A 25,196-nucleotide genomic window follows, 5' to 3' on the forward strand; every position below is an offset into this window, starting at 1 on the left:
TTAGTATGCACGGAATTCTATCGTCGTCGCCGTGCCCGGTGGGCCGGCGACGTTCACCTTGCCGCCGAGCTGTCTGGCAAAAGCGGTGATCAAGGTTATCCCCATCGTAGCCGTGACGTCGCCCTTGCCCTGTATGTCTGACATTGCACCATCACGCCCGATGCCATCATCTATTATGGTCATCAGGGCATCGCCCTTGCCATCGACACGCATCTTGACGTCAATGCTCCCGATGCGCTGATCGGGGAAAGCGTGCTTGAAGCTGTTGCTGACAATTTCGGTCGTCAGCAACGCGAGCGGAACAGCCCGATCACCGGACATGCGAAGGTCGGGAACGTCGAGGTGCATCGCCACACGTCGCGCCGATACGCCGGAATTGTCTTGTAGCAGGCTGCACAGATTCTGCATGAACGGTGCAAGATCGATTTCCTTGAGGTCTTCGCTTTCATAAAGATGGCGATGAACGAGCGCTAACGCATTGATGCGGATCTGCAGGTCCGAGAAGGCTTGGCGGAACGCGTCGTCGCGGCGCTGCCGCGCGTAGAGGTTGAGCAGGCTGGTGACAACCTGCAGATTGTTCTTAACCCTGTGATGAATTTCGCGCAGCATCAGCTGCTTCTGCGCCAGGGATTCGCGGAGGTCAGCTTCGCGGTGCTCGAGGCGCACAGCCATCGATTTCAGGTTCTCACCCAGCTGCGCGATCTCAATCGGTGCACCGCGCAGTTCCGACCCCGTGTCAAGCTTTCCGAGTGCCATGTCATTGGCGGCTCCGGCGAGCTTTTCGGTCCATTTCGTGACGAGCAGGCGGGCGCCGAACAATGCGGTCATCATGCCGGCGACGGAGACGAGGCAAAGAACGCCGATCTGAATCATCAGGTCGCGCAAGAGCGGGTCAATGACACTGGCGCGCGGCACGCTGAGGAGCACGAAGAGGCTGCTATTGCCGAGGGCGTTCGCCGCATAGAAACGCCGCTGACCGTCGGCCCCCAAGGCGTCGAGCTGGCGTACACCCCCGGAAACAACCTGTTGGATCTCCATTTCGCCAGGAAGTGAGCTTGCCGTATCGCTGTCGCTGCCTTCCGATCCGACCAGCACCTTGCCATGGCGATCAAGCAGCGCCACTTGGGCGATGCCGGGCAAGCCTGGCTCCTGGCCGATAGCGGAAAGCCAGTTCAGCCGGATCCCAAGGGCAAGCGCGCCTTTGAGCACCCCGTCGGTATCGAACATCGGCGCGGCGAAGGCGATGATCGGTTCCTGCAGTGATGGCGACATCAAATATCCACTGATCGTGGGTGCGCCAGTAGCGAGGATGATGTTGAACCACTCCCGGTGCGCCACATTCGTCAAGTGTTTGCTCGCATCCCATTGGCAAATGGCGTTACCTTTGAGGTCGAAGAGAACTGCCGTGCCATAGGGAGGGTAGGGTTCTACAGCGCGATAGAAGGCATCGTCGCAAAGCTTACGGATGCGGGTGTCGTCGTTGCCGCGCAGGACGGAAAGCACGTGTTCATCTCGGGAGAGATTCTGCGTGATCTGCTGGGATTGCCACAGCAGATTGCTTTCGTAGTTCGAGGCAAGGGTCGCAAAGCGCAAGGTGGCTTCGCGGGCGGCGCTCACCTGACCCCGGAAATTGTCGACTGCCGCCCAGACGCCAAAAGCGCTCGGCACGACCAGGACGATCGCGAAGAGCAGGATCAGGCGGTGCCGCAGCGGCTGGAAAAATGTCCGGATCATGGATATTCCGCTGCGTGAGGTCCGTACCGACAGCACATGTCTTGCATTCCTTCGCCGCTGCTGAAAACGACCGCCTGTCGGTGAGGCCAGCTGCGGGTGATCGGCCGATGCGGTTGCAGTTGCCTCAATATCGAGAAGGGACGGCCGCGCGGGTCGGGATCAGACCGCGACGCGCTTTGCGTGGCCGGTGCTGGTAAAGGATAGTGCCTGGGAAATGGTCACCTTGAGTGTATCGGGTTCGAACGGTTTGGTGACGAGATAGGTCGGTTCCGGCCTCTCACCGGTAAGCAAGCGTTCCGGATAGGCCGTCACGAAGATAACCGGCACAGAGGACATGCGCAGAATCTCAGTAACTGCCGTGATACCGGAACCACCAGCGCCCAGATCGATATCGGCCAGAACAAGGCCGGGCTGCGTTCTGGTGAAGATCGCCACGGCCTCGGTCTGGCTGGCGGCGACGCCGACGACCCGATGGCCGAGATCTGTGACCAGACTGGCAATGTCGAGCGCAATGACTGGTTCGTCCTCGATCACCAGGATCGACGTCGCGATCTGCTGGTTGACGGTCGACCAGGCGTCAACAAGCAGGGCTTCCGCTTCGGCCAGCGGGATATCGAGGATCATGGCAGAATCCGCGATCGAGAAACCTTCCAGCGATGTAAGCAGGAGAATCTGGCGTTCCGATGCGGGGAGCGCCTGCAATCTGGCTTCGACGGAAAGATCGACCAGATCGGCGGTCTCGATGCTCGGTTCGATATTGCGGTTGGAAACAGTGTGGAACAGCTTGAAAAGGCCAAGCTTCACGTCAGACCCTGCCGGCAATAGGTCAGGTTCAGCAAGAAGCGCCTCAAGGGAGACACGGACATATAGATCGCCGGATTCCTGAGATCCCATGAGCGCGCGAGCATAGCGCCGGACATATTTTAGATTGTGGACGATTTCATCGGAATTGGCCCGCACGTTGCCACCCCTCGGCTTTGATTGTTCGGAACCAGCCACTTGCTTGTCAGCCCGTCGCCGGCATTTTTTAGATAAGTAAGGAACCGTTTCACCCGATTTGGGTTCCCATAGCCGAGAGAAAAATCCAGCGCTGAGGGTCTAAGTCACTGACCTAAAAGTAGAAGCTGGGGCAGCCCGCAACTCGATGGCGTCATCGGGGGCTACTTCGACCGGGAGCCTTACTGGGCATCCGGGAGTTGTGGTGACGGAATAGAAGGCAGTTAGCGATCGTGAAATCACATAAGAGTGATCAAGATATGAATGCACCAGAAAGATCTGGCGACGGCAAGTCCAATGCCGGCCAGCTCGAACCGAGCGACATTGCCTCGCTGCGAAGTTCGGTGAACGGCGCTTCGTCGAATGGGAACAGTGCACATCAGGTGCGACCGGTGCAGACCCTGGATCGCTGGTTCGACGATCAACTGAATAGATTGTTCAATGATGTCAGCAGTGAGCCATTGCCGCCGGATCTGGCGAAGCTGATCGGGCAATTGAAGAAGCGAAGCGACAGATAACACCGTCTGCCGGAACTCAGGTCGCGTCACTCGAGGCGGCATTCGCGCCGCCGGGTTGACCCGCAGCAGGAACTGCGGTTCAGGCCAGGCGTTTGGATGAAATGAAAGAAATGCGAATGGAAATGCAGGTGCCGGAACAGACAAGAAGCGACGTCGAGGCGATGCTGCTGGCAGTAATCCCACATTTACGCGCCTTTGCGCGCTCGCTCACGCGCAATCGCGACCAGGCTGATGATTTGACCCATGACGCTGTCGTGCGCGCCTTGGCGGCGATCAATCAGTTCACGCCGGGCACAAATTTCAAGGCGTGGATGTTCACCATCCTGCGCAATCTCTATTACAATGAATGTCGCAAGCGCTGGATCAAGTCGACATCGATCGACGAAATGGCTGGTGACGAACCCTCGATCGGCCCAACGCAGGAGGCCAATCTCGAGTTCAATGACTTCCGTCGAGCCTTCTGGCAGTTGAACGCCGATCAGCGCGAAGTGTTGATCCTGGTCGGTGCCAGCGGCTTTAGTTATGAGGAAGCAGCCGAGGTTTGCAATTGCCGCGTTGGCACGGTGAAAAGCCGTGTTTCGCGCGCGCGCACAGAGCTGAAACAGATTCTGGAGCAGGGAAACCTCTTGGGGCAGCGCAGTGATAGTGCGCCGGAACAGCTGGACGGGTTGGAAGACTTCCTGGCAAATGAGTCCGGTCAGGTTCAGTCCGCCGTATTTAAGACATCAAGATCGGGGAAATGACTCATGAAACCAATATCAATCGTCGGCCTGCTATTGGTCGTTGTCGGCATCGCCGCCCTTGCGATTGGCCGCTTCTCCTACACTACGGAAGAGAAAGTGCTGGAGGTCGGCCCTCTGGTTGCGACCGCCGATCAGGAGCATACTGTTCACATCCCGGACATTGCCGGAATTCTTGCCATCGTCGCGGGTGTTGCTTTGGTGGTGGCTGGCCGTCGCCGCGCCTAGCGCAGTTCCTGCGTGTCTGACGAAGGGTCGATGCTGTGCGGAAAGACCAGTAAAGACCTGAAACCGTTAGCGTCGCTGTTCTGTTCAATCTGCGCGCCTAGGCCGCGCGCCATGGCATCCACAATGCGTGAGCCGACGCCGGTGCTTTCAATCGATGACGCTAATTTTTGGCTGGCGGCGTGACCCACACCATCATCCTCAACCGCCAGCATCAATTCGGACGCCGAAACGGGCGCAAGCTTGACGCGAATGGCACCACCCGCAGCTGGATAGGCGTATTTTAGCGAATTGGTGACCAACTCTGTGACGATGATGCCTACCGAAATGGCACGGTCGGTACTGAGTTTTACATCTTCAATGTCGATCGAGATCCGGCACCCGCGATCGCGCGCTGCCATTCCCTGATCTTCCAGCAGTTTAGCGAGATAAGGCTGCATCTGGACATGCTGGACATCGTCTGAGGTGTAGAGACGCTGATGCACTTGAGCAACTGCAACCACACGTTCTGCAGCTTGGCGCAGCACCTCCTTGGCCTCGGTGTCACGCGTGGCGGACGCCTGCAGCCGGATCATCGAAGTGATAAGCTGCAGTGAATTGCCGATACGGTGGTTCATTTCGTGCAGCAAGACGGCTTGCTTGGTCGTGAGCTTTTCCAGGCGCTCATTGGCGGCCAGCATTTCCGCCTCAGCTGTTTCCTTGGCGCGACGCAGATGCGACTGGGTCATGGCGGTGCCGATCGCCTTGCGCAGTAATGCCAGGAATGAACCCTGGACATCCTTGACGACGAAGTCGCTGGCACCGTTCCGCAGTGCCGCCACGGCGATGTTGATATCTTCGCTGCCGGTGACGTAGATGACGGCTGGCGGGCTGGGCAGTCGACCAAGTGCGGCCAAGATATCGAGTCCGCTCTCACCCGGCATGAAATGATCGAGGCCGACGACCTCGAAATTGCCTTCCGCCGCAAGGCGCAAGCCGTCAACGCCGCTATGAGCGACAGTGACATCGATGTCGTGCCGCGCGAGATCCTTCGCTACCAGACGGCCGAGGCCCTGATCGTCATCAATATAGAGCAGATGTGGCTTCGTTGGCATGGATCTGGTGGGCCTAAGCGGGAGGAAGTTCGATAATAGCGAAGAAGAGGCCTAGTTGCCGCACGGAATTGGCGAACGCCTCATATTCCAGTGGCTTCTTTACATATGCGCTGCAGCCGAGATCGTAGCATTTCTGAATCTCGACCTTGTCGTCGGTAGTCGTGAGAACGATGATGGGGATCCGCTTGGTGCGCTCGTCGCCCTTGACCTTGGCCAGAATATCAAGCCCGCTCATATCCGGTAGATTGAGGTCCAGCAGGACGAGGATCTTGCGGTCGCCGCCTTCGCGCCCGAGCCGACCCTCGCGCTCGATATAGGACAATGCGTCCTTGCCCAGGGTAAAGGGGATGATTTCGTTGGTGATGCCGGCACGGCGAATGTTCTTTTCGATGAGACGCGCATGACCGTCATCGTCCTCAATCATAACGATGCTGATGGGGGCGGTATTCATGTTCATGTATTGGCTCCTTCGCGTCGCTCGACAAAGCGACCGTTCATCTCATGCCCACGCAGATCGCTCTGGGGCAGAAAGACAGAAAAGACGCTGCCGCGGCCGAGTTCCGAACGGCAGGAAATTTTGCCGCCCAGCCGGCGGATGAGCACTTTGAGATGTGCCAAGCCGATACCTTCCCCCGGCCGATCCTGCTTGCCGCCACGCCGGAACAGATCGAACACGCGGCTTTGATCCTCGGCAGCGATCCCGCGTCCATTATCCTCGATCTCATAGATGACACCACGTGGTAGGGAACGGCCACGGATCTCAATCCGGCCGAGGCGGCTTTCTTCAAGATATTTCACCGCATTGTCGAGCAGATTCCCGAAGATCTGTTCGATTGCCAGCCGGTCACCGACCATGTCAGGCAGTGGATCAATGACGATCTCCGAACCGGTCTCCGTGGTGCGGTGTTTCAGCGTGTCGGCGATTTCGCTGACCAGTGCATTCATGTCGAGCCACTCAAATCTGAACTGGCGTTGACCGGAGCGGGCCAGCTTGAGCACGGCGCTGATGAGCCTATCCATCTTGGTCGTGGATTGCTGGATGAAGGCAAGCGCTTCGCCGAAGTCGCGATCGATAGCCTCGATCGGGCGCGGGTGCTCGGCATCGGGTGATGCCGCTTCTACTTTCAAGCCGAGCAGGTGTGCGGTTTCGGCGCGAATCGCGGCCAATTCGGAGGCAAAGCCCATGATGTTGACCAAAGGCGAGCGCAAATCGTGACTGATGATGTAGGCAAACTTCTGGATCTCATCATTGGCTTCCTGGAGATCGGCCGTGCGCGCATTGACACGCTCTTCGAGAAATTCATTGGCCTTCTGCAGCGTCTGCTGGGTTTCCTGCAGGCCGCGGGTATGGCGGATGCCACTCAGTACGGCGAGCGTCGAAACGAGCAGCACGAGGAGTGCTGCGCCAACTTGAACGGCAAACAGCCAGTTGCTATTTCGATACCAGGCATCAATGCGGATCTCGGTCTGTCGCCCGGCTTCATTCCAGAGCGCTGCGATGCTGGCGCGGACCTGGTCCATCAGGCTCTTGCCTGCATTGGTCCTGACCACAGCCAAAGCCTCAGCCCGCTTGCCGCTGTCGAACAGGGTGAGGACCCTTGCCAGTTCGGTGAGCTTGGCGCCGACCAGGGCGCGCAAGTTCAAGACCTCCCGGCCCTGGATGAGATCCTCTTTGGTGGCTTCGGTCAACGTTTCCAGCACCGGGCCGATCTTGGTGATGCTGTCGTCGTAGAGATGAAGATATTCGGCGTTGGCGGTGAGCAGATAGCCGCGCTGGCTGGTTTCGGCCCGCTGTACCAGAATCATCAGCCGTGCCACATCGTTGGCGACGCGCTGTCCACGCAACATGTCGGCACCAGCCGTGCGGTTGTCGATGGTGAGAAGTGCCGCCACGACTGCCACCAGCGCTACCAGGCAGGCAGCACTGACGAGGACGAGCAACTGATTGAAAGGCTGCCCTTTGCCAGTCAATTGCAGGCGCCTCAGAAATCCAGACAATGTCGTGCCACTCATCTCCTGTGCCAAGCGCATCAATCGCGTCTCCGTCTTGCGGCGCCCGACTACCTGTGACGTCAGAATGGTGAAGAAAGGTGATGAACCATCGCGGCCGAAAGGCGGCGCGAGAACCGGCGGTATAGTGGCCATGCCTCTTTTTCGCGTCAAGCAGACCTGGCGACAAAATCCCCGACAAAGCTGCCAAGGCACGGCTCCATCGGATGAAGGGCCGGAACTGCTACGGGAAAGGCGGGTTGATTGCAGGTGATGGCAGCAATTACTGCTCAAGTCGGTTAGCCGGTACCAGAGAATGGAGTTGAAGAATGCTTGGAACGATCCTGCTTGTATTGTTGATCCTGATGCTCCTTGGCGCCATTCCCGCCTGGCCGCACAGCCGAGGCTGGGGCTATGCGCCGAGTGGCATCGTTGTCGTGCTGCTGATCGTGCTGGTCCTGGCACTCTCGACCGGCCATATCTAAGGCGACGCCTTGCCGGTCCGACAAAGGGGGCGGCCGGCGTGGTTCAGTTCATGAAATAGGCGCCGACTACGGCGAGTGCCAAGAGCGTGAGGCCGAAGGAGATGAAGAGCACATTGCGCACGCGGCCGCTGATGGCACCCGCACGTGCCTTCTCCGATGAAATATGCTGCTGATCGCGCGACATGTCAGGTGATCTCTCTCAGATCACGCGTCTGGCAAGTTGCGCTCGCGCGGCCAGTGCGTTGGCGACATGGGGGTAAATGGGCGCCTGGATTGGCGGTGCCGGCGGATTGACTGGCTGTTGGATGGATCTCTGCGCCATGGCGACTCCTTCTCATCACGGAAAGGCATCGCAGACAGAACCCCGGGGCGGCGCGGAAGTTTCCGCGCATCGTTTCAGGCGGAGTTGGCAGCGCGCCGCACTGCCGGCGCAAGCAGATCGGCCGAGAAGCGCCGGCAGGTGCCACTGTAGAGGAGACCCAGCAATGGCAAGATACCGCCTTCAGCCGCACCCTCCTGCGCCACATTGTCTTTGGCAACATGGCGCTTGATGCCGGATTCGCTGCCGGCCGGCGCCAAGGTGAAGCTATCGTCGCCCGCTTCCTGCAGAAGATCGGCGCCATAGAGAAATTCGCAAGGAAGCATGGCAGCGAGGAATTTGAATTTTCCGTCGCGCACGCCGCCTTTAAGCAGCGAGCAATGGTAGCTCGCATCGCCCCGGCCAAGCGCCAGGGGTGCGATGTTTGGGGCACTCATGTGAAAGACACCGAGCAACCGACCCTTCCCGAGATCGAGCTGCAGGCGGTGGCGAGCGATGTCGATGGCGCTGAAAGCGAAACGACGGTTGTGGAATTCAACCAATGGGGCATCAGGTGCGGCGGCGAAGATCGCCTGCACGTCGATGACGCCCGCTTCGGCGAAATGGTCGGGATCCACAGCCGGTGGCAGGGCGCCCACTGGCCGCTCCTGCGCCAAGGCTGCAACCAGCCCCTCAGCCGCGAGATCGGCCACGAGTGCCGTCGAAATCGGCCGGGCATAATGGCCCTGGTCGACATAGAAAGCCGGGTCGGTCACCACCTGCCGCCCATAGCGCCGCATGAGGCCGCGCGAGATGTCGACCTCGGCAGTGCCGTACCAATCGGAAAGATAGTGGATGCCGGCATCGATTGCCGGCACGCTGGTGAGCCACGAGCCGTTGCGGGCGCCGAGGATCAGGGTGCAGATCTTGAGCTGTGGGTTGCGCGTCAGGGCATAGCGCAGGATGCCCTCATAGATGCGCGCCCAATGCCGGAACTGCCGTCGCTCATCGCCATAGATGAAGGCGTCATTGAGGGCATATTCGATGATCAGCACGTCCGAGCGGTCAAGCGCGTCGCTGGTCTTGAGACGGAACAGGCCGTAGGCGGAGGTCGTGCCGCCTACGGCCAGATTCTCGACGATGTCCAGCTTGAAGCCCTGACGCTGCATTGCCTCCAGCATCTGGCTGAGATAGCCCGGCTCCATCACCGTGTTGGAACCGCCGATGATGGTGGCGCGCAGCGTCTTCATGGTCAGGCCGCCATCAACATGGCCTGGTAGTTCTCCGTCATAGAGAGGCCGGCCTCGGTGAGATGACGATGGAAGTTCCTGAGGCGCAGGCGATACGTATCGAGGAAGGCGTTGATGCGCTCCTCCGACATGAATTCCGCCATGAAGGCCTCGATCCCCATGGTGCAGGCCTTGTCGACGGTGGTGTGCGGTACGCCGAAGAATTCAGAAAGTTCCTTGACGCGCAGATCCTTGAACAGGATCGCCGTCGGCAGGCCCACCTGCAGGGCCGCGACACCGCCGTGGAATCGATCACCGATGAAGACATCGTGCCAACCGTAGCACTGGCGCCAGGCGTCCACGCTGTCGAAATAGAAATACTTGTCGAATGGTGCCTGGGTCCCGATCGCCTCATTGACTAGTGGCTCCATGACACCGTGAAGCATCTGGTTGCGCGCGTCGTCGAAGAAGTGCCGTCCCTGCAACTCTTCCTTGAACTGGAAAATCTCATCCTGGAAGACATAGGAGCATTTCTGGTCCTTGAAGAAATTGGCAAGCTGTTTGCCACGCACCGACTTCTTCTGCAGATAGCCGGCGGTAACGAAGCGGTAGTCCTCGGGCTTGCGCGTCGGCGCCTTGATGCCAAGGATATTTTCCGGATAGAGCATCATGCTGGGGCAGCCAAGAGCCGTCGGGTTCTTGAAGCCCATCTTCTTCAGCCAGGTTTCAGTCTGCGTGCCGCGCACACCGAAGACCAGCGCCCGCTCATCGATCCAGCGCAGCAGGTCGACCGTCGCCGGTTCCAGGCTGGAGAGGTCCTCCATCTCATTCTGCATGCCCATGCCGAGCACGATCACCGGAATCTTTATCTGTTCCAGCACTTTGAGCAGCGACACATGGTTGAGGTTGGGACGGATTTCATTCGCCATGGGCAGGACCAGGGCATCGAAATTGTTGTTGAGCAGATCCATGGCCTCTTTCGAGCCCTTATAGGCGTCGTAGAGGACGTGGACACTCAGCATGCAGCTGTAGTTGCGGTCATAGTCAAAAATGCGGCAGGAACCTTCGCCGATGAGCATGTTGCCCTTGTTCGAGGTCAGGTAGAAGTTGCGCGACATCGTGCTGAAGGTCGTGCTGTTGGAACGCGGCAGCCCCTCGGAGAAAGGCATGCCGGGATGGTAACGGTAGCGTGTGTCAGCCGGCTGGCGGCCAAAGCAGAGTCTCTTCATCACGTTAATCCTTCTCCCGAACGAGTTGAATTTGCCTGAAAGCCCGGCTCAGGGTGCCGCATTCTGGTCGGAAAGCAGTGTGGTAAGCGCCGTCGGCCGGCCGCAGCGTTGAAGGGCGAAGCCCTTGTCTTCGCTCCAGTCGTAATAGAGGGCCAGCGGAACGGTCGTCGCCGTCCTGCGCAGGTGATCCAGAAGCGGCCGCAGCAGGGCAATGCGCTCCGAATCATCGTCGCCACATTCCGCCTGCGGCAACGCGCTGCCGAATTCGGTGATCCAGCAGGGGCGCCGCGCAAAGGTGGCGCCACCACAATCATCGAGCTGCGCATCGATCATAGCGAGACGATCAGCCGATTTATTGGCGCTTCGCAACGGTTCGTATAGATGGATGCCGACCGCATCGGTTATGTTGAAGATGCCGCGCTGACTGAAGGCGCGGTAGACCAGAGCCGGCGCTACGTAGGTGGTACCGCTCTGCCGGATGAAACCTGCGTTGATGTCGGCCAGCCCCGCGCTCACCAGCTTGACGTCGGACAGCGTCGGCCGCCGGCCGAGGGCCGCTTCAGCCCGTTTGAGGACGGCGTGGTAGCGCGCGAGGCCATCTGCAAAGCGATCTTTCACGTCCTTCGGCCAATCCTTGTCCTCGCTGATGACGTGGCCGCCCTTGGCGAAGGGCAGGTCACCATTATAGCCGGACCAATTGAGCTCGTTGCCAAGTTCCAGGCCGATCAACGGTATCTGCTGGTCGACGGCGAAGTCGAGCAAGGCGGCCAGTCGCGCGTCGAAACGACTCAGGTCGATCTGGGAGAGGCCATAGGCTGGAAAGAAACGCTCTTGCCGGGGGCGCGGCTTAGCACCGGCCTCGGCTATCGCCCCATCGATGAGCGGTATGGTGAGCACAACCTTCAACCCGGCTTCCTTGGCCGAAACGAGGGTGGCATAGCTGCGGGGCAGGGGCTCCTTCAAGCCAATGCGAACGATTCCGAACCCGGCCGTCTGGATGGCGTTGAAGGTTGCGACGACCTTCGCCGGCTCTTCCCAGGCAATATTGGCCGTGGCGATGCCAATCGACAGGGGTGGCGCTTCGGCACCGCTGGCGCGCGCGGAAGTGCCCAGGCCGAGACCGAGGAGAAGTAGGAGCGCCGCGGAGAGGCTGCGCTGAAAAGGGTTGCCGCCGCTCATCTACCCGGACTCGAGGTTACGGTTCGGCGTAGCTCGATTTCCTCCGACCTGAAGGGAAACCAAGCCTCAAGCCGGTCGATGAGCGGCGACAGGTTTTCGGCCCAGGTCCTGGCTGCCATCGCGTCAGCAGCCTTGGTCGAGAGCCGATTGAGGAGGTGAGGTTCGCCGAGCAAGCGCTCAAGCGCAGTCACCAGTTCTTGTGCGACGGCATTGTCGTCTTCGGCCTGAATCAGCAGACCGTCGACATCATGTTCAACAAGTTCACCCACCGCACCGACGGCAGTGACGACGGGCACGCAGCCGACGCGCTGGGCTTCGAGAATGGTAAGCGGCGCACCCTCCCAACGCGACGTGAGGAGGAGCACATCCGCCTCGGCGAACGCATCGGTGAGGCCCTTGGTGGAATAGATCGCCGGTTCCAGCCCAATGCCAAGGCCGCCAAACCGCTCGGTCCATGAACTTTGGCCCTGTTCATTGAGGACTTCGCTGCCGATGAGGCGAATGTCGATCGGCAGGCTGCGACGCTTGATGAGGCGGGCTGCGGCGTAAAGCCGTTCGATACCCTTTTGCGAATCAAGACGCCCCAGAAACAAGGCCTTAAGACGATCTGGAACGCCGCGCCGTTGACGCTGGCGCAGAATCGTTCGTACCTCGGCATCGCGCAATTCGAAGCTGGGCGCATTGCGGATATGCATCAGCTTGGCGCTCGGCACACCCATACCATGGAACCAGTCTACCATCTGCTCTGAGCAGGTGAGAATCAGGTCGTAGATATGCTCATAGGCGAGCGCGATATAAGGATGGCCGGCGGCGCGGCCCGAGCGGGTACGGTCGAGCACATGCACATGGTCGAGGATCTTGACGCCACGCCGGCGCAATTCACCCAAGATGGCATTCACGGGGGCGACCTGGCAATTGACCACCACATCGAGGCCGGCGAGCAGCCCCATGAGCCGTTCGACGCGCGCCCCTTCATCCTGGGCCATCATGAGATCATGGCCGGCAAACTGATGCGCGCCACCCCAGAGGGGATAGTCATCCATCAGGAAATTAATGCTGGCGAAATCTCCCGGCTCGAACACCAATTCGCAGGCCGATTTGCCGAGCACATAGAGATGCGTTTCATAGCCCAGGCGGGTCAGTTCCCGTGCCATGGCATAGGCAACCTTCTCGACACCGCCAAAGGAGGCGATGGGCAGCAGGAAGCCGATGCGCGGTGCCTGCGCCTTGGCAGCGATGCGCGACAGAATTGGCGAGGCGCCGAGGGCTTCGCGCAGCAGGCGGTAATGCGTCTTGATTGCCGGGAAATACCCGCCCCGCCAGGTCCAGCGCGCATTGGTGACGCGGCGATAGGCGGAATCACGAAAGACGCCTAAGGTCGAGAGCAGGCCGTTGGTAGCGGACAACACGGTCCGGTCGAGATCGAAGGCCTTGAAGGGGCCGCGTACCACCAACTCGACCGTATCCGGTGAGGGGCGGCGGCCGCGGATCGAGCCAATCCACTCTTCCGAGATGTCGTCGACGCAGGCCTTGAAGATGTCAACCGAGCACATCCAGGCCAGGGGCTTCTTGGCCATGTAGTCAGGCGAGCCCGCCTCGATCTGCCGGAGTTCTATCCGTCCGGGGTCATGTTCAAGGCGGATGGCGACCAGATGGTGCTTCTCGGCCAGCCGTTCGGCATGCCACAACACGTTGTGCAGCACGCCGATCTTGCGCATCGCCTCGAGATGGGCTGGTGCAATCCACAGCATGAAGGGCGGAATGCCGTGGGCATCAGGCTCGGCGAGTGCCGCCCAATAGCGATCTATATAGGTCTCGAGGTCGATCTTGGCATGGGCCGCGGTGGGGTCGGTGAACAGCGAGACTGCGTAGGTACCGGTGGCAATCGCAGCAAATCGCGGACTTTCCTCATGTTCCCACCGCATCAGCGTATCGGGTTGGAAGAGCTTTTTATGCTTCTCGCGGATATACGACATGATCGCCGCTTTGGTGCGATGCGAGTCCCGCAGCATGCTCTCGGCGCGCTGGCGATAGTCGAAACCGAAGAAGGGATAATTGGCGCCCTGGAACCCGTGCGAGATGCATTGCAACCAGAATTCCCAATCCTCAAAACCTGCCTTCATTGTCTCGTCAAAGCGGATGCCGGCATCGAAGACACGACGCGAAACCATGCTGCCCGCTTCGCAGATGTTGTCGAAGGTGAGGTGCAGCAGGCGCGAATAGGGTGCCTGATAGCTGCCGTTCCAGCCGATGCCGAACTTGTCGATGTTCGGATAAACCCAGGCGATCTCCGGTCGACTTTGCAGGAAGTCGAACACATCCTGCATGGCTGGCGGAGTGATGCGATTGTCGGCATCGAGGAAGTAGATCGCTTCCAATTCGGGGAACAGTTCGAAGGCTAAATCGACACCATAATTGCGCGCCGAACTCAGTCCACCATTGGGCTTGCGCACGTAGAAGACATTGTCATGCGCGGTCGCATAGGTGGTCCCAATGATCTCCGTCTCGGGGAACGGGCAACCGTCATCGACAATGATGATGGCCATGTCGAAGCCGGCTTGCTGCGCCAAGGCGGATTCGACCGCTTCGGTCATCAGCACTGAATGCTTGTAGACAGGAATGACGATCGCAAGTCGCGGTGCGAATGCGGGGTCCTCGATCCGGCTCGGCAATGTCTCGGTGCCGGCTTCGTTGGCCGGTCGGCTGAGTTTGCGCGATCGCATATGGTTACCCCTGCACCAACGCGTGAATATTGAGGAAGCGGGCCCAGGCAAAGTCGTGGTTGCCGGGTTCCACCATGCGCGTCACCAGATAAAGATCGCTGGCTTCGTGCGCCGGAGCATCAAGATAGAGGCTGCCAAAGCGCGGTTGCTTGGCGGGAACACGAATCCAGCCTGAGAAGCCTTCGCCTGCCTGCGGGTCCGTGGCGCCGGCCAGAAGGTCGACGATGCGACCCTCGTCACGACCTACCACCAGGGCGAATTCGACATCCCGCGCCTTTTCGTGCGCCACGAGCAGGTTGGCTGAGACACGCAAGGCGCCGATGGGGCACCCGCCGGCGATCTTGGCTATCGTGCTGCCAAAAGCCGGCGGGTGGCAGGAGACAATACGCTCGCCTTCTAGATAGCTCACGCCATCGAAACCGGCAGACTCAGTATCGAGATGAGCTTGCCGGGTGTGGCTGAGGAGGTCCTGGTCCAATGTTACTTCGCGCAGGCCTGGTTCGGATTTGTCCTGCGAGGCACGGGCAGCGAAGGTGCCTGGATTGGGTGGCACGACGCCGGGTAGGCCGACATAGACCTGAAGCGCCAGGCTGGAGCTGGAAATGGATTGCCGCAGATCGGCGTCCTGCAGGCGGAAGAGCGCCAGCGGCTGGGCATTGCCGAGGGAGAAGGACGGCAGGTCGGATTTCTGCCCTTCAACCGAGACGACGAGGCGCAAAGTCCGCCGCAAGCCTGCGATCGTCTTCTGTAACGACAGGGTCATCCAGCCGGTGTTGAGTTCCGCTACTGGTACCGACCAGGTCTCAATGATGCGACCGTCTTCGACCGATTGCAGGGTTGCCCGCAAGGTGGACTCGCTGCCGGGTGCTGCCTTGGCAACATGCAATGCCACGGCGCTGACACCGACACTGGCTACCGGCAGGATTTGGCTGATGCTGCCGTTGCTGGCCGTCGCCAACACATTGGGCTCGGTATCGTCGTCGACGGGCGGGTTGATGAAGGCGAGGTCGAAGGGCTGCAAACCGGCCCGGTCGATAAAGGCTTCAAGAGCCGCGAAGCGATTCTGCAACTCCTCATTGGCCTGACGCGCATCTGCCAGTTGCCGGAACAGGGAGGTCGTCAGTTCAGCATTCTTCTGCGCCGAGGCCTGGGCGTTCGCCAAGATGCTGGCGGCAAAGGCCGCGGTGTCTTCGGGGCCCATCAATTGGGGGGCGGGCAGCGCATTGTTGCGGCGCTTGCCCAGCCATTCGCCGGTACGATCGACAAGTTCACGGTCGCTCTGGTCGAAAGCGATGATGGCCGCAAGCAGCAACGGCGCTTCGATCAGGCGTTGGTCCTGACCATGCTGATCGCGCACCAGCAGATGATCGTCGGCCACGCGCTTGATGCGCAGCAGGGTATAGCTGTCGCCGGCCAGGGCGCGGATGCTCTCGCCGGGTTGGCCACTGAACAGGATCGCCGGCCGGCGCACATAGCCCCGCTTGGCCTTGTCGAGAATGTGGATGTCCTGATGTCGTGCGGTGGCAGCACTGATCACGCGCGCGCCCTTTCCATCTGGTGGCCGGTCCAATCTTGCGCTGCAATATTACCAAGAGCGCGAAGTCGTATCAAGAAATGCATAAATAAAAATACTCTCACGCTGAGGTGATTATTTTCTAAAATCAAATACAAATGAAATAATGTCAGTAGTGCGAAAGTAATTATGAATCGCTTTCATTTGAATTGGATTGACTCTATCTTCCGCGTGCGCCGACCACGCGCAACGGGACCGGACTTGCTTCAATCTCGAGGTCAGCCAGCAGCGTTTTCAAGTAGCGGCCATAGGGGCTGACCGGCGCCCCGGCGGCGAGGCGGGCAAAGGCATCGGCCGTGATGAAACCTTGGGCCAAGGCAATCTCTTCAAGGCAGGCAATCTTGATGCCCTGGCGCGTTTCCAATGCGCAGACGAATTGCGTAGCAGCCATCAGCGTCTCCGGCGTGCCTGTATCCAGCCAGGCAAAGCCCCGGCCCAGGCGCTCGACGGTGAGGGAGCCTTCTTTCAGGTAGCGCGCATTGAGGTCGCTGATCTCCAGTTCGCCGCGCGCTGAGGGGACGAGGTCGGCGGCGATCTCGCTGGCGCGGCCGTCATAGAAATAGAGACCGGTTACCGCCCAGTTGGATGCAGGATGGCGTGGTTTTTCGACAATCGACAGTGGGCGCTGTTCGGCATCAAGTTCGACGACGCCATAGCGCTGCGGATCATCGACCCGGCAGGCAAAAATATGTGCGCCTTCCGTCAGCTCGGCCGCGTGAACGAGGCGGCGGCTGAGGCCGCTTCCGAAGAACAGGTTGTCACCGAGGACAAGCGCTGCCGGTTCGCCGGCTAGGAAGTCCCGGCCGATCAAAAAGGCCTGCGCGATGCCGTCGGGACTGGGTTGGACCGCATAGCTGATGTTGAGCCCCCAGCGGGAACCGTCGCCGAACAGTTCGACATATCGCTCGACATCGCGCGGGGTTGAAATGAGCAGGATGTCGCGGATACCGGCCAGCATCAGGGTCGCGACTGGATAATAGATCATCGGCTTATCGTAGATCGGCAAGAGCTGCTTGGTGACAGCCGCCGTCATCGGATAGAGCCGCGATCCGCTGCCGCCGGCAAGAACAATGCCTTTCATGCTGCGATCCTTCCCTGGCCCAATTGCGCCATGAGACCGGGGAGAGTCGCCTGCCAATCAGGCACGGTATAGCCCAGTGACGCGGCAAGGCTGCAGTCAAGTGCGCTGTAACGGGGGCGAGGAGCCGGGCGGCCGAGATCTACGAGGCGTGCCGGCAGCAGATCCGGTAGTTGCGTCCGACCGGATTCGTGCAGGACGCCGAGAATGGCGGCAGTGAAGCTGTACCAGCTCACGGCTGGCTGGCCGGCCATGTGCAGAATGCGTGGCAGGGCGCGACCGTCGATCATGTCGATCGCCATCTCCTGCAAAGTGACGGCGAGATCCGCCGCCGGCGTCGGCGTACTGATCTGATCTGTGACCATGCGAATTGGCTGAATACCGCGGGCAAGAGTAAGCACGGTCTTCAGCATGTTGTGGCCATGGCGGCCGAAGAGACCGGCGCTGCGCAGGATGAGCGTCGGCGTTGTGGCTGCCAATAGTGCCATTTCGCCGGCTCGCTTGCTCTGACCATAGATCGAGGTCGGGGCGACCGCATCGTCTTCGCGGTACGGCGAATCTCTGATACCGGCGAAGACATAGTCAGTTGACAGGTGGAGGTGAGGAATACGGAGACGTGCCGTGACTTGCCCAAGGAGCGCAGGCACCTCGGCATTGAGCAGGGTCGCCAGCACCCGCTCCGTCTCTGCCTTGTCGACGGCGGTATAGGCAGCCGTGTTGATGATCGCCACAGGCCGCAAGCTTTCAAGCTGGGCCCGGATGTCATCTGCATCGAACAGATTGATCTCGCCACGCCCCAGAAAGTGGGGATGCAGATCGTCCGGCCAGGCAAGCTCAGCGAGCTCGCGGGCGAGCTGACCGTTGCGGCCGATGATGACGATACGGCGGCTCAATCTCTCAGCCATGGGCCTGCCGGCGCAGGTTGGCGCGGTTGCCCACCTCGGGCCGGGCCACGGGTGGCAGGCACCAGTCGACCGGTGTCAGGTCGCGCAGGCGCGGCAGCAGCGCATCTTTCTCGGAGACGAGGATCTCGGCCGCCGTGAAGGGCCAGTCGATGCCGAGATCTGGATCGTCCCAGGCAATGCCGCCTTCGGCCTTGGGAGCGTAAGGAGCCGACACCTTGTAATGCACCAGCGTCTCCGGCTGCAGCGAGCAGAAGCCATGAGCGAAGCCCACCGGCACGAAAAGATGCTGGCCGCTGGAAGCGGAAAGATGCACTGCAGTGGGGTGACCGAAGCTCGGCGAACCCGAGCGAAGATCGACGATGACGTCGAGGATGGCGCCGGCCAGTACCGTCACCAGCTTGGCCTGCGCAAAAGGTGGCCGCTGGAAATGGAGGCCGCGCACTACGGCCGCCTGACTGGTGAGCGACACATTGTCCTGGCAGAAATCCGGCAGGGCCGCCGCATCGGCCTGCGGGTGACGGCGGTGCAGCTCCATGAACCAGCCGCGCGCGTCGCTGAAGCGACGACCTTCGATCAACTGTACACCATCCGGCAGCGCTGTCGTGACGGGATCATACGGCAAGGCGCACCTCCGCATTGGCATTGGCGATCACGGCGGCACTAGCATGCCAGCGCCAGGCGCTGGCGACGATTTCGTCAAGGGCTGATTGGGTAGCGCTCCAACCGAGCACCTCGCGGGCGCGGCGCGGATCGGCAAAAAGCGCAGGCGGGTCGCCCGCACGGCGTGGAGCCAATTGCTGCGGAACCGCATGGCCGGCCTCGGCCGCTACGGCGCTGATGACCTGGCGCACCGAATAGGGGCGGCCGGTGCCCAGATTGAAGGCATGGAAACCATCCTGGCACTCGAGGAACTCGACCGCACGGACATGGGCGCCGGCGAGATCGTTCACATGCACATAGTCGCGCTCGCAGGTCCCGTCGGCGGTCGGGTAATCCGTGCCGAATATCTGAACCGGGCCACGCTCGCCGCGCGCTGCGGCGATGACCAGAGGAATGAGATGTGTTTCCGGCTCATGCGCCTCGCCGATCCCGTCCGCATTGGCCGCGCCAGCAGCGTTGAAATAGCGGAGTGCAGTCGCGCGCAACCCATAAGCGGCAGCGAAGTCTTTGAGGATCGTCTCCACCATCAGCTTCGAGCGGCCGTAGGTGTTGATCGGCAGCTGCGCGGTATCTTCCGCGATCGGCCAACTCTCCGGCTCGCCATAGGTGGCGCAGGTGCTGGAGAAGATGAAGCGATTGACCCCGCCGGCCTGCATCGCCTGCAGCAGTGACAGGGTGCCGGAAACATTGTTCCCGTAATAGCGTGACGGATGCGCACCCGATTCACCGACCAAGGAAAGGGCCGCGAAATGCATGACAGCGACGGGCTTGTAGCGCTCGATAAGGGATGCCACGCGAGCGCTGTCAGCGATGTCGCCGATCTCCAGCGGACCCCATTTTACGGCCCAGCGATGGCCGGTCGAAAGATTGTCGAGCGTGACGGGAAGATAGCCGCTCTTGGCGAGCATGCGGCAGGCATGAGAACCCACATATCCGGCACCGCCGGTCACAAGCACAGGACGCATCAGGATCCTCATATCGCTGTTGACGCGCCAGAAGGTAGCAAAGGAAAAGTAGTTAGGCACTATTTACAATATTCATAAAGACCAACCCAATATACTTCTCGAGAGACTTGCAAGAAGATGTGCGTTGCGCGATCTATGTGCGTCATCGAACCGTCGCATCCAGCGAGGCCGTGTCCGTGAACTTCCTCTTCGTGCATCGCGATTTCCCCGGCCAGTTCGGCGCTCTTGCCGAGCGGCTCGCGCAATCGACGCATCATCGTGTTGTCTTCACAACTTCTGCCGAGGCAACGTCATCGACGATCGATGTGCGGCGCTATCGTCCCAAACGCGCAGCATCGGCAGGCACGCATCATTATCTGCAAGGGTTTGAAGCCGGCGTGCTGAATGGTCAGGCAGTCTATGAAATCTGTCACAAGCTGCGGGCGGAAGCTTTCATGCCGGATGTGATTTTCGCACATTGTGGCTGGGGAGTCGGCCTCTATCTGCGCGAAGCGTTTCCGACCTCAAGGCTCATCGGATACTTCGAGTGGTACTATCACGCGCACGGCAGTGACGCGGACTATTTCGATCCGGAGGCGATGACGCCGGACAACGCCTGCCGCATCCGTACCCTCAATGCGCCGCTCCTGATGATGCTGGAGGATGTCGATCTAGGCCTTGTACCAACGGCATTTCAGCGCGAGACCTTTCCCGCAAACTACCAACACAAATTGCGCACGCTGCACGATGGTGTTGATACGGACTACTTCGTGGCCAATCCGCAGGCATCACGGCGTTTTGGGAACGTCGATCTTGGCGATGTTAATCGTTTGGTAACCTACGCGACGCGCGGCATGGAACCCTATCGTGGCTTTCCGCAATTCATGCAGGCGGTTGATGCGCTCCTACGTACAGATAAAGAGGTGCATGTCGCGATCGCCGGATCCGACCAATCCTACTATTCGAAGCCGCTGCCAAGTGGCGACACCTATAAGAGCCGGAGTCTGCGTGAATTGTCGAAACTCGATCTTGCGCGTGTGCATTTCCTTGGGCCTCTGCCACGCGACGACTATCGCCGGCTGCTGCAGATATCCGATCTCCACGTCTATCTAACAGTGCCCTTCGTCCCCTCCTGGTCGCTGGTCGAAGCGATGGCCTGCGGCTGCCATATCGTGGCCTCAGACGTAAAACCGACCCGCGAGATCCTGGGTGACGAACAAGCGGCAAGATTTGCCGATCATCGCGATGTCGCTGCATTGGAAAAAGTACTGCACGACGCTCTCTCGGCAACCGATGAGTCCTCTGAGTTGCGCCGGCATGCCAGAAAGCGCGCTGAAACGGGCTTTTCTCTGAAATCTCTGTTGCCGCAATGGGAGGAAATTGCAATCGGCGCGCGTGGAAACTCGCCGCGCTGACTGCCACTAAAATATAAGATTGGAGAATTACATCGGCGCAAATATCTATAATAGTTTTATAACAATAGAAATGTTGCGGACCTCGTCGCGACCTGTTCAATTACCCGCGGTTTCGGCACCACGACCATCATTCCAAGCGACGAGGAGAGACACGATGGCGACAATTCCGGGCGGTGATTTCGCCGACCGTCTTGTCGGCACCAGCCACGGGGACGTTATCCTGGGCGGCGGCGGTGACGACGCGATCAGCGGCGGTGGCGGCAGGGATTTCATCGATGGCGGCAGTGGCCATGATTGGATCAATGGCGGCGCCGGTTCCGACTTCATCAACGGCGGTGCGGGTTCCGACCATATTTTGGGCGGTTCCGGCCACGACGTGGTGTTTGGCGGTGGGGATGCCGACTACATCAACGGCGGTTCCGGCGAAGACACGATCTTCGGCCAGGGGGGCAATGACTGGATCAATGGCGGCAGCGGCGACGACAATCTGTTCGGCGGTGACGGCAAGGATGACCTCACTGGCGGCAACGGCGACGACAAGCTGTTCGGCGGCCAGGGCGACGATGCTCTGCGCGGCGGCAATGGCGACGATCGTCTTGAAGGCGATGCCGGCAACGACAATCTGAGCGGCGGTAACGGCGACGATCTGCTGAAGGGCGGCGCCGGCAATGACAGCCTCGACGGTGGCAAGGGTGACGATCATCTCCTTGGCGGCGACGGCAGCGATCGTCTCACCGGCGGCAATGGGGATGACATCCTCGACGGCGGCAAGGGCGACGACTTCCTGCGCGGCGGTGCGGGCGACGATACCTTCGTCTTCCACGGCGGCGGTGGTCAGGATGTCATCATGGACTTCGAGGAGGGCGAAGACATCCTCCATGTCTCGAAGAACATCAATGGCCACCACTTCGATGATGCTGGCGATGTCGCGTCGCTTGCACATGAAGACGGCGGCAATACGGTGATCGACTTTGGCGGCGGCGACCAGGTGACCCTGGTTGGTGTCAAGGTGGCCGATGTCCAGGCCAACCCGAGCGCCTTCTTCGTCATCAGCTGATAAGTGATGGCGTCGGGTCCGGCCGCGCGCGGCTGAGGATCCGACGCCATTTTCTTGTGCGAACGACTGGAAAAGCATGCTGTCCCAGCCCATCGATCAGGTCATCGAAAAGATTGCTGATCCGCGCGCGGATATCGAGGCGGCCGGCGAGTCGCTGCTTTGTTGCGATATGCCGGGCGGCTTGCGTCTGGTGATGGGCGAACACGCAGCCGGCCTTACCGCACAACGCGGCGGCAAGATGCTGCCGCCGCCCATGATCAAGGTGGCCTTGCCCTTGATCCATGGCGCCAACCGCCAGCTCATCATTTTCCGGGCCGATGCGGTGGCAGAGCAGCCGATAGATCTGGTCGACCGCGACGGCGAAATCGTCCGGCGTGCCGAAGCGAAAGACTTCATGCATCTGGATCGTGCCGCGTTGGCGCAAGGGCTCGATGCCACCGGCAAGCTGCGCCTGGCACGGCAGATGCTGGATGTGTGCCGTGACCTCTTCCAACTGAAGCATGACGTGGCCTATGGCCGCTTCTGTCGCACCCTGCTGACGGAGCTTGACGGCAATGCCTCCGTTGCAAGGGCCGAGGCCGTCGTCAGCCAACGCTTCGCTCTGTTGAGTGCGGCCGTTCCCGCGCATTTCGGCGAGGTGACCGACCTTTTCATCGTCGGCGAGCGCGGCATCGCCAGCGCCCTCCACAAGCCATTGCGGATCGGCAAGGGCAAGAGCCTCCTTCTGCTCGAGCGCGCCCATTTGCGGGCGGGGTGTTTGCTGGTGATCCTCGGTGCCCAGGGTTTCACGACGATGCGCGTCGCCAATCTGCCGCAGACGCCATTCCTCACTTGGCTCCAGGCCAATAAGCCGATCGCGGCTGCGACACGCGGGTTCATTTTGCGCTGCGTGGCAGAGACGGCCGCCGACGACAGCTCGGCCGCGGCGCTGCTGCGCGAATTGGAGCTGTTTCAGCCGGCGGCGCGGCGTAACCTCACCGACAAGCGGACGCCGGTGGGGGCCGGGGTCGATCTGCTGGTCAGCGATGGCAAAGGCGGCGTCTTCATCAAGGGCTGGGTGCGCGACCCGCACCAGCTGGTGGCGGCAGCGCATTTGCAAGCGGTCGGCATGACTCCGCAGCGCCTTGACGAAACATGGCTGCGTTTCCCACGGCCGGACATCGACAAGCATTATGACGGCCGTCCTCTGACCTGGGGATTCGCCGCCTTCCTCCCGAATGCCGGTGCCTTGCGTGGGCAGGCGAAGCTCGAACTACAATTGGGCTCCGGTGCGACCTTGGAAATCCTTGCCCGCACGGCCCTGGGCACGCCGGCGCAATTGCGTGACGCTGTCCTGGGTGGCGTGCCGCCGGAAAGCCTGACGACCGAAGCGATCGCTAAAGTGATTGCGCCCGCGGCTGTGCCGCTGCACCAAATGCATCTGGCGAGCCGCCAGGCACCGGATATGGTGCAATTGGGAACAGCCGTGGCAACGCCGCGCTATTCGATCATCATTCCCCTCTACCGCAATCTCGATTATCTGCGCTTCCAGCTGGGTGCTTTCGCCATCGATCCGGTGATGGCGGAAAGCGAGATCATCTTCGTGCTCGATTCGCCGGAACAACGGGCGGAGCTGGTGCATTTCCTGAGCGGCCTGCATCAGCTCTATGCGTTGCCGCTGACCATCCTCATCATGTCCGGCAATTTCGGCTATGCCGCCGCCAACAATGCGGCAGCGAATATCGCGCGCGGCAAATTCCTGCTGCTGCTCAATTCGGATGTCGTACCGGAAGGTACCGGCTGGCTCGAACGCCTGGCGGCACCTCTCCTGCGCAGCAAGAAGGTCGTGGCAGCCGGTGCGCGCCTGCTTTTTGACGATCATTCTTTGCAGCATGCCGGCATGCGCTTTGCTCGCGATGCCGGCGGTCATTGGCTCAACCTGCATTATTTCAAAGGCGCACCGCGTGAATTCGCGCCGGCGCTGGAAACCCGCGCCGTGCCGGCCGTGACGGGCGCCGCCCTGCTCGTGCGGCGCGAGGCCTTCCTCGAGGTGGACGGCTTTACCGAAGACTATATCATCGGCGATTACGAAGATTCCGATCTCTGTCTCAAACTGCGCCGGTCCGGCGGCGATATCTTTTACTGCCCAGAGGCGGTGCTGTTCCATTTCGAACGGAAGTCGATCAATCGCCATCCCGGTTACCAGCGCTCAGTTGCCGGACTTTATAACCGGTGGCTGGCCGGCGAACGCTGGAACGAGGCGATGCTGGACCTGATGAATCGCTTTGGCGCCACGGCCGGCGAGGTGGCGTGATGAATGCCCTGACGCGCACGCCCGCAGCGGATGCTGCCGAAATCGACGAGGCGGTCTTCGCCAGCCTCCTCAAATCGATCCGGCGCAATCGCTTCCTGCCGATACCACCGCAAGAACGCAATTTCGTTGGCGATGGCGACTTTCTGGCCATCGGCTGCGAGTTTCTGCGGCATTTTGTCGAATTGGGCGGATTGCGCCCGCAAGACAGGGTGCTGGAAATCGGCTGCGGCATCGGCCGCATGGCGCTGCCCCTCACGCAATATCTCGAGGCGCCGGCCGGTCACTATAGCGGTTTCGACGTGGTTGCCGCCGGCATCGACTGGTGCAAGCAGAACATCGAACCGGCCTACGCAAATTTCGAGTTCCAGCATCTCGACTTCAACAATCAGCTCTACAACCCCGAAGGGCGCTTGAACGAGCAGGGCACATTGCCCTTTGCCGATGCAAGTGTGGACTTCCTCTTCATGACCTCGGTCGTGACTCATCTCGATCCCGCCTACACGACCTTCTATCTGCGCGAAGCAGCGCGTCTTCTGCGACCGGGCGGTCGCCTGTTCGTGACGGCCTTTGTCCTCGACGCCGCCAATCGTTCGCTAGTCGACGCGAAGAAGGCCCGCCCCGCCTTCATTCTGGAAGGCGACGGCCCCGACTATATCGCTGACCGTGCGCATCCGATGGCGGCGGTAGCCTTCGACTCCGACTGGCTGCTGGCGACTGCGCGGACACAAGGCCTGCAGTTGCAGCGCCCCATCGCCTTCGGCCATTGGAGCGGGCGTGTCGCCGAGAACTTCCAGGACATCTGCGTCTTTCAGCACGCCAAGCCGAGGTAAGG

At 60.5% G+C, this 25,196-nt stretch carries 23 protein-coding genes; 8 read left to right on the plus strand and 15 right to left on the minus strand.

Features of this window, described 5'->3' with window-relative positions; translation table 11 throughout:
* Positions 1 to 1,617: a histidine kinase dimerization/phosphoacceptor domain -containing protein gene (locus ACE3OA_RS02770; protein ID WP_374307620.1), complete on the minus strand. Its 1,617-nt coding sequence runs from the start codon at positions 1,615 to 1,617 to the stop codon at positions 1 to 3.
* A 276-nt stretch (positions 1,618 to 1,893) separates the two neighbouring features.
* Entirely contained in the window at positions 1,894 to 2,694 is an 801-nt protein-coding gene (locus tag ACE3OA_RS02775) for a response regulator (RefSeq protein ID WP_374307622.1), read from the minus strand.
* 269 nt (positions 2,695 to 2,963) lie between these two features.
* On the opposite strand from ACE3OA_RS02775, the gene ACE3OA_RS02780 reads away from it, so the two are divergent.
* The 3 genes from ACE3OA_RS02780 to ACE3OA_RS02790 all read left to right on the plus strand — a co-directional run bounded on the left by ACE3OA_RS02780 (position 2,964) and on the right by ACE3OA_RS02790 (position 4,216).
* Positions 2,964 to 3,248: a hypothetical protein gene (locus ACE3OA_RS02780; RefSeq protein WP_374307624.1), complete on the plus strand. Its 285-nt coding sequence runs from the start codon at positions 2,964 to 2,966 to the stop codon at positions 3,246 to 3,248.
* A 116-nt stretch (positions 3,249 to 3,364) separates the two neighbouring features.
* On the plus strand, positions 3,365 to 3,991 hold the full coding sequence (locus ACE3OA_RS02785; RefSeq protein ID WP_374307627.1) for a sigma-70 family RNA polymerase sigma factor: 627 nt from the start codon (positions 3,365 to 3,367) through the stop codon (positions 3,989 to 3,991).
* 3 nt (positions 3,992 to 3,994) lie between these two features.
* Entirely contained in the window at positions 3,995 to 4,216 is a 222-nt protein-coding gene (locus ACE3OA_RS02790; protein ID WP_374307629.1) for a hypothetical protein, read from the plus strand.
* Here the strand turns inward: ACE3OA_RS02790 and ACE3OA_RS02795 are convergent.
* From ACE3OA_RS02795 to ACE3OA_RS02805, 3 genes are read right to left on the minus strand one after another with little or no spacing between them, the layout of a single operon-like run.
* A complete protein-coding gene (locus ACE3OA_RS02795; RefSeq protein ID WP_374307631.1) occupies positions 4,213 to 5,307 on the minus strand; it encodes a sensor histidine kinase in 1,095 nt (364 codons plus the stop codon). The two genes, ACE3OA_RS02790 and ACE3OA_RS02795, sit on opposite strands and share 4 nt — an antisense overlap.
* 13 nt (positions 5,308 to 5,320) lie before the next feature.
* Positions 5,321 to 5,764, minus strand: coding sequence for a response regulator (locus ACE3OA_RS02800; RefSeq protein WP_374307633.1), 444 nt, complete (start codon positions 5,762 to 5,764; stop codon positions 5,321 to 5,323).
* A complete protein-coding gene (locus ACE3OA_RS02805) occupies positions 5,761 to 7,452 on the minus strand; it encodes a CHASE3 domain-containing protein (RefSeq protein ID WP_374307635.1) in 1,692 nt (563 codons plus the stop codon). The genes ACE3OA_RS02800 and ACE3OA_RS02805 overlap by 4 nt, the downstream gene beginning before the upstream one ends.
* A 173-nt stretch (positions 7,453 to 7,625) precedes the next feature.
* Here ACE3OA_RS02805 and ACE3OA_RS02810 point away from each other — a divergent pair, with 173 nt between their 5' ends.
* A complete protein-coding gene (locus ACE3OA_RS02810) occupies positions 7,626 to 7,781 on the plus strand; it encodes a DUF3309 family protein (protein WP_374307637.1) in 156 nt (51 codons plus the stop codon).
* A gap of 43 nt (positions 7,782 to 7,824) precedes the next feature.
* Here ACE3OA_RS02810 and ACE3OA_RS02815 read toward each other — a convergent pair whose 3' ends face one another.
* From ACE3OA_RS02815 to galE, 10 genes are all read right to left on the minus strand, one after another.
* Positions 7,825 to 7,965, minus strand: a complete 141-nt coding sequence (locus tag ACE3OA_RS02815) for a hypothetical protein (RefSeq protein ID WP_374307639.1) — start codon at positions 7,963 to 7,965, stop codon at positions 7,825 to 7,827.
* A 212-nt stretch (positions 7,966 to 8,177) separates the two neighbouring features.
* On the minus strand, positions 8,178 to 9,329 hold the full coding sequence (locus ACE3OA_RS02820; RefSeq protein WP_374307641.1) for an SGNH/GDSL hydrolase family protein: 1,152 nt from the start codon (positions 9,327 to 9,329) through the stop codon (positions 8,178 to 8,180).
* A gap of 2 nt (positions 9,330 to 9,331) precedes the next feature.
* Positions 9,332 to 10,537 (minus strand): polysaccharide pyruvyl transferase family protein, encoded by a 1,206-nt coding sequence (locus ACE3OA_RS02825; RefSeq protein WP_374307643.1) that lies wholly within the window; start codon positions 10,535 to 10,537, stop codon positions 9,332 to 9,334.
* A 48-nt stretch (positions 10,538 to 10,585) separates the two neighbouring features.
* On the minus strand, positions 10,586 to 11,716 hold the full coding sequence (locus ACE3OA_RS02830; RefSeq protein ID WP_374307645.1) for a hypothetical protein: 1,131 nt from the start codon (positions 11,714 to 11,716) through the stop codon (positions 10,586 to 10,588).
* Positions 11,713 to 14,439, minus strand: a complete 2,727-nt coding sequence (locus ACE3OA_RS02835) for a glycosyltransferase (RefSeq protein WP_374307647.1) — start codon at positions 14,437 to 14,439, stop codon at positions 11,713 to 11,715. The genes ACE3OA_RS02830 and ACE3OA_RS02835 overlap by 4 nt, the downstream gene beginning before the upstream one ends.
* Before the next feature lie 4 nt (positions 14,440 to 14,443).
* Positions 14,444 to 15,976, minus strand: coding sequence for a DUF6212 domain-containing protein (locus ACE3OA_RS02840; protein ID WP_374307649.1), 1,533 nt, complete (start codon positions 15,974 to 15,976; stop codon positions 14,444 to 14,446).
* Positions 15,977 to 16,172: 196 nt separating this feature from the next.
* Positions 16,173 to 17,093, minus strand: coding sequence for a glucose-1-phosphate thymidylyltransferase RfbA (rfbA, locus tag ACE3OA_RS02845; protein WP_374307652.1), 921 nt, complete (start codon positions 17,091 to 17,093; stop codon positions 16,173 to 16,175).
* Positions 17,090 to 17,995 (minus strand): dTDP-4-dehydrorhamnose reductase, encoded by a 906-nt coding sequence (gene rfbD, locus ACE3OA_RS02850; RefSeq protein WP_374307654.1) that lies wholly within the window; start codon positions 17,993 to 17,995, stop codon positions 17,090 to 17,092. Before rfbD ends, rfbA begins: the two co-directional genes overlap by 4 nt.
* A complete protein-coding gene (rfbC, locus tag ACE3OA_RS02855; protein ID WP_374307656.1) occupies positions 17,988 to 18,617 on the minus strand; it encodes a dTDP-4-dehydrorhamnose 3,5-epimerase in 630 nt (209 codons plus the stop codon). Before rfbC ends, rfbD begins: the two co-directional genes overlap by 8 nt.
* The gene (gene galE, locus ACE3OA_RS02860) at positions 18,607 to 19,620 is read right to left on the minus strand and encodes a UDP-glucose 4-epimerase GalE (protein WP_374307658.1); all 1,014 of its coding nucleotides are present in this window, start codon (positions 19,618 to 19,620) and stop codon (positions 18,607 to 18,609) included. Before galE ends, rfbC begins: the two co-directional genes overlap by 11 nt.
* Positions 19,621 to 19,796: 176 nt before the next feature.
* Here galE and ACE3OA_RS02865 point away from each other — a divergent pair, with 176 nt between their 5' ends.
* The 4 genes from ACE3OA_RS02865 to ACE3OA_RS02880 all read left to right on the plus strand — a co-directional run bounded on the left by ACE3OA_RS02865 (position 19,797) and on the right by ACE3OA_RS02880 (position 25,194).
* Entirely contained in the window at positions 19,797 to 21,014 is a 1,218-nt protein-coding gene (locus ACE3OA_RS02865; RefSeq protein WP_374307660.1) for a glycosyltransferase, read from the plus strand.
* Between the two features lie 154 nt (positions 21,015 to 21,168).
* Entirely contained in the window at positions 21,169 to 22,071 is a 903-nt protein-coding gene (locus tag ACE3OA_RS02870) for a calcium-binding protein (RefSeq protein WP_374307662.1), read from the plus strand.
* A gap of 76 nt (positions 22,072 to 22,147) precedes the next feature.
* Positions 22,148 to 24,364: a glycosyltransferase family 2 protein gene (locus ACE3OA_RS02875; RefSeq protein ID WP_374307665.1), complete on the plus strand. Its 2,217-nt coding sequence runs from the start codon at positions 22,148 to 22,150 to the stop codon at positions 24,362 to 24,364.
* Entirely contained in the window at positions 24,364 to 25,194 is an 831-nt protein-coding gene (locus ACE3OA_RS02880) for a class I SAM-dependent methyltransferase (protein WP_374307667.1), read from the plus strand. The genes ACE3OA_RS02875 and ACE3OA_RS02880 overlap by 1 nt, the downstream gene beginning before the upstream one ends.
* The last annotated feature ends 2 nt before the right edge of the window (positions 25,195 to 25,196 follow it).

Origin of the sequence: Dongia sp., from assembly GCF_041906375.1 — a bacterium.
Taxonomy (GTDB): domain Bacteria; phylum Pseudomonadota; class Alphaproteobacteria; order Dongiales; family Dongiaceae; genus Dongia.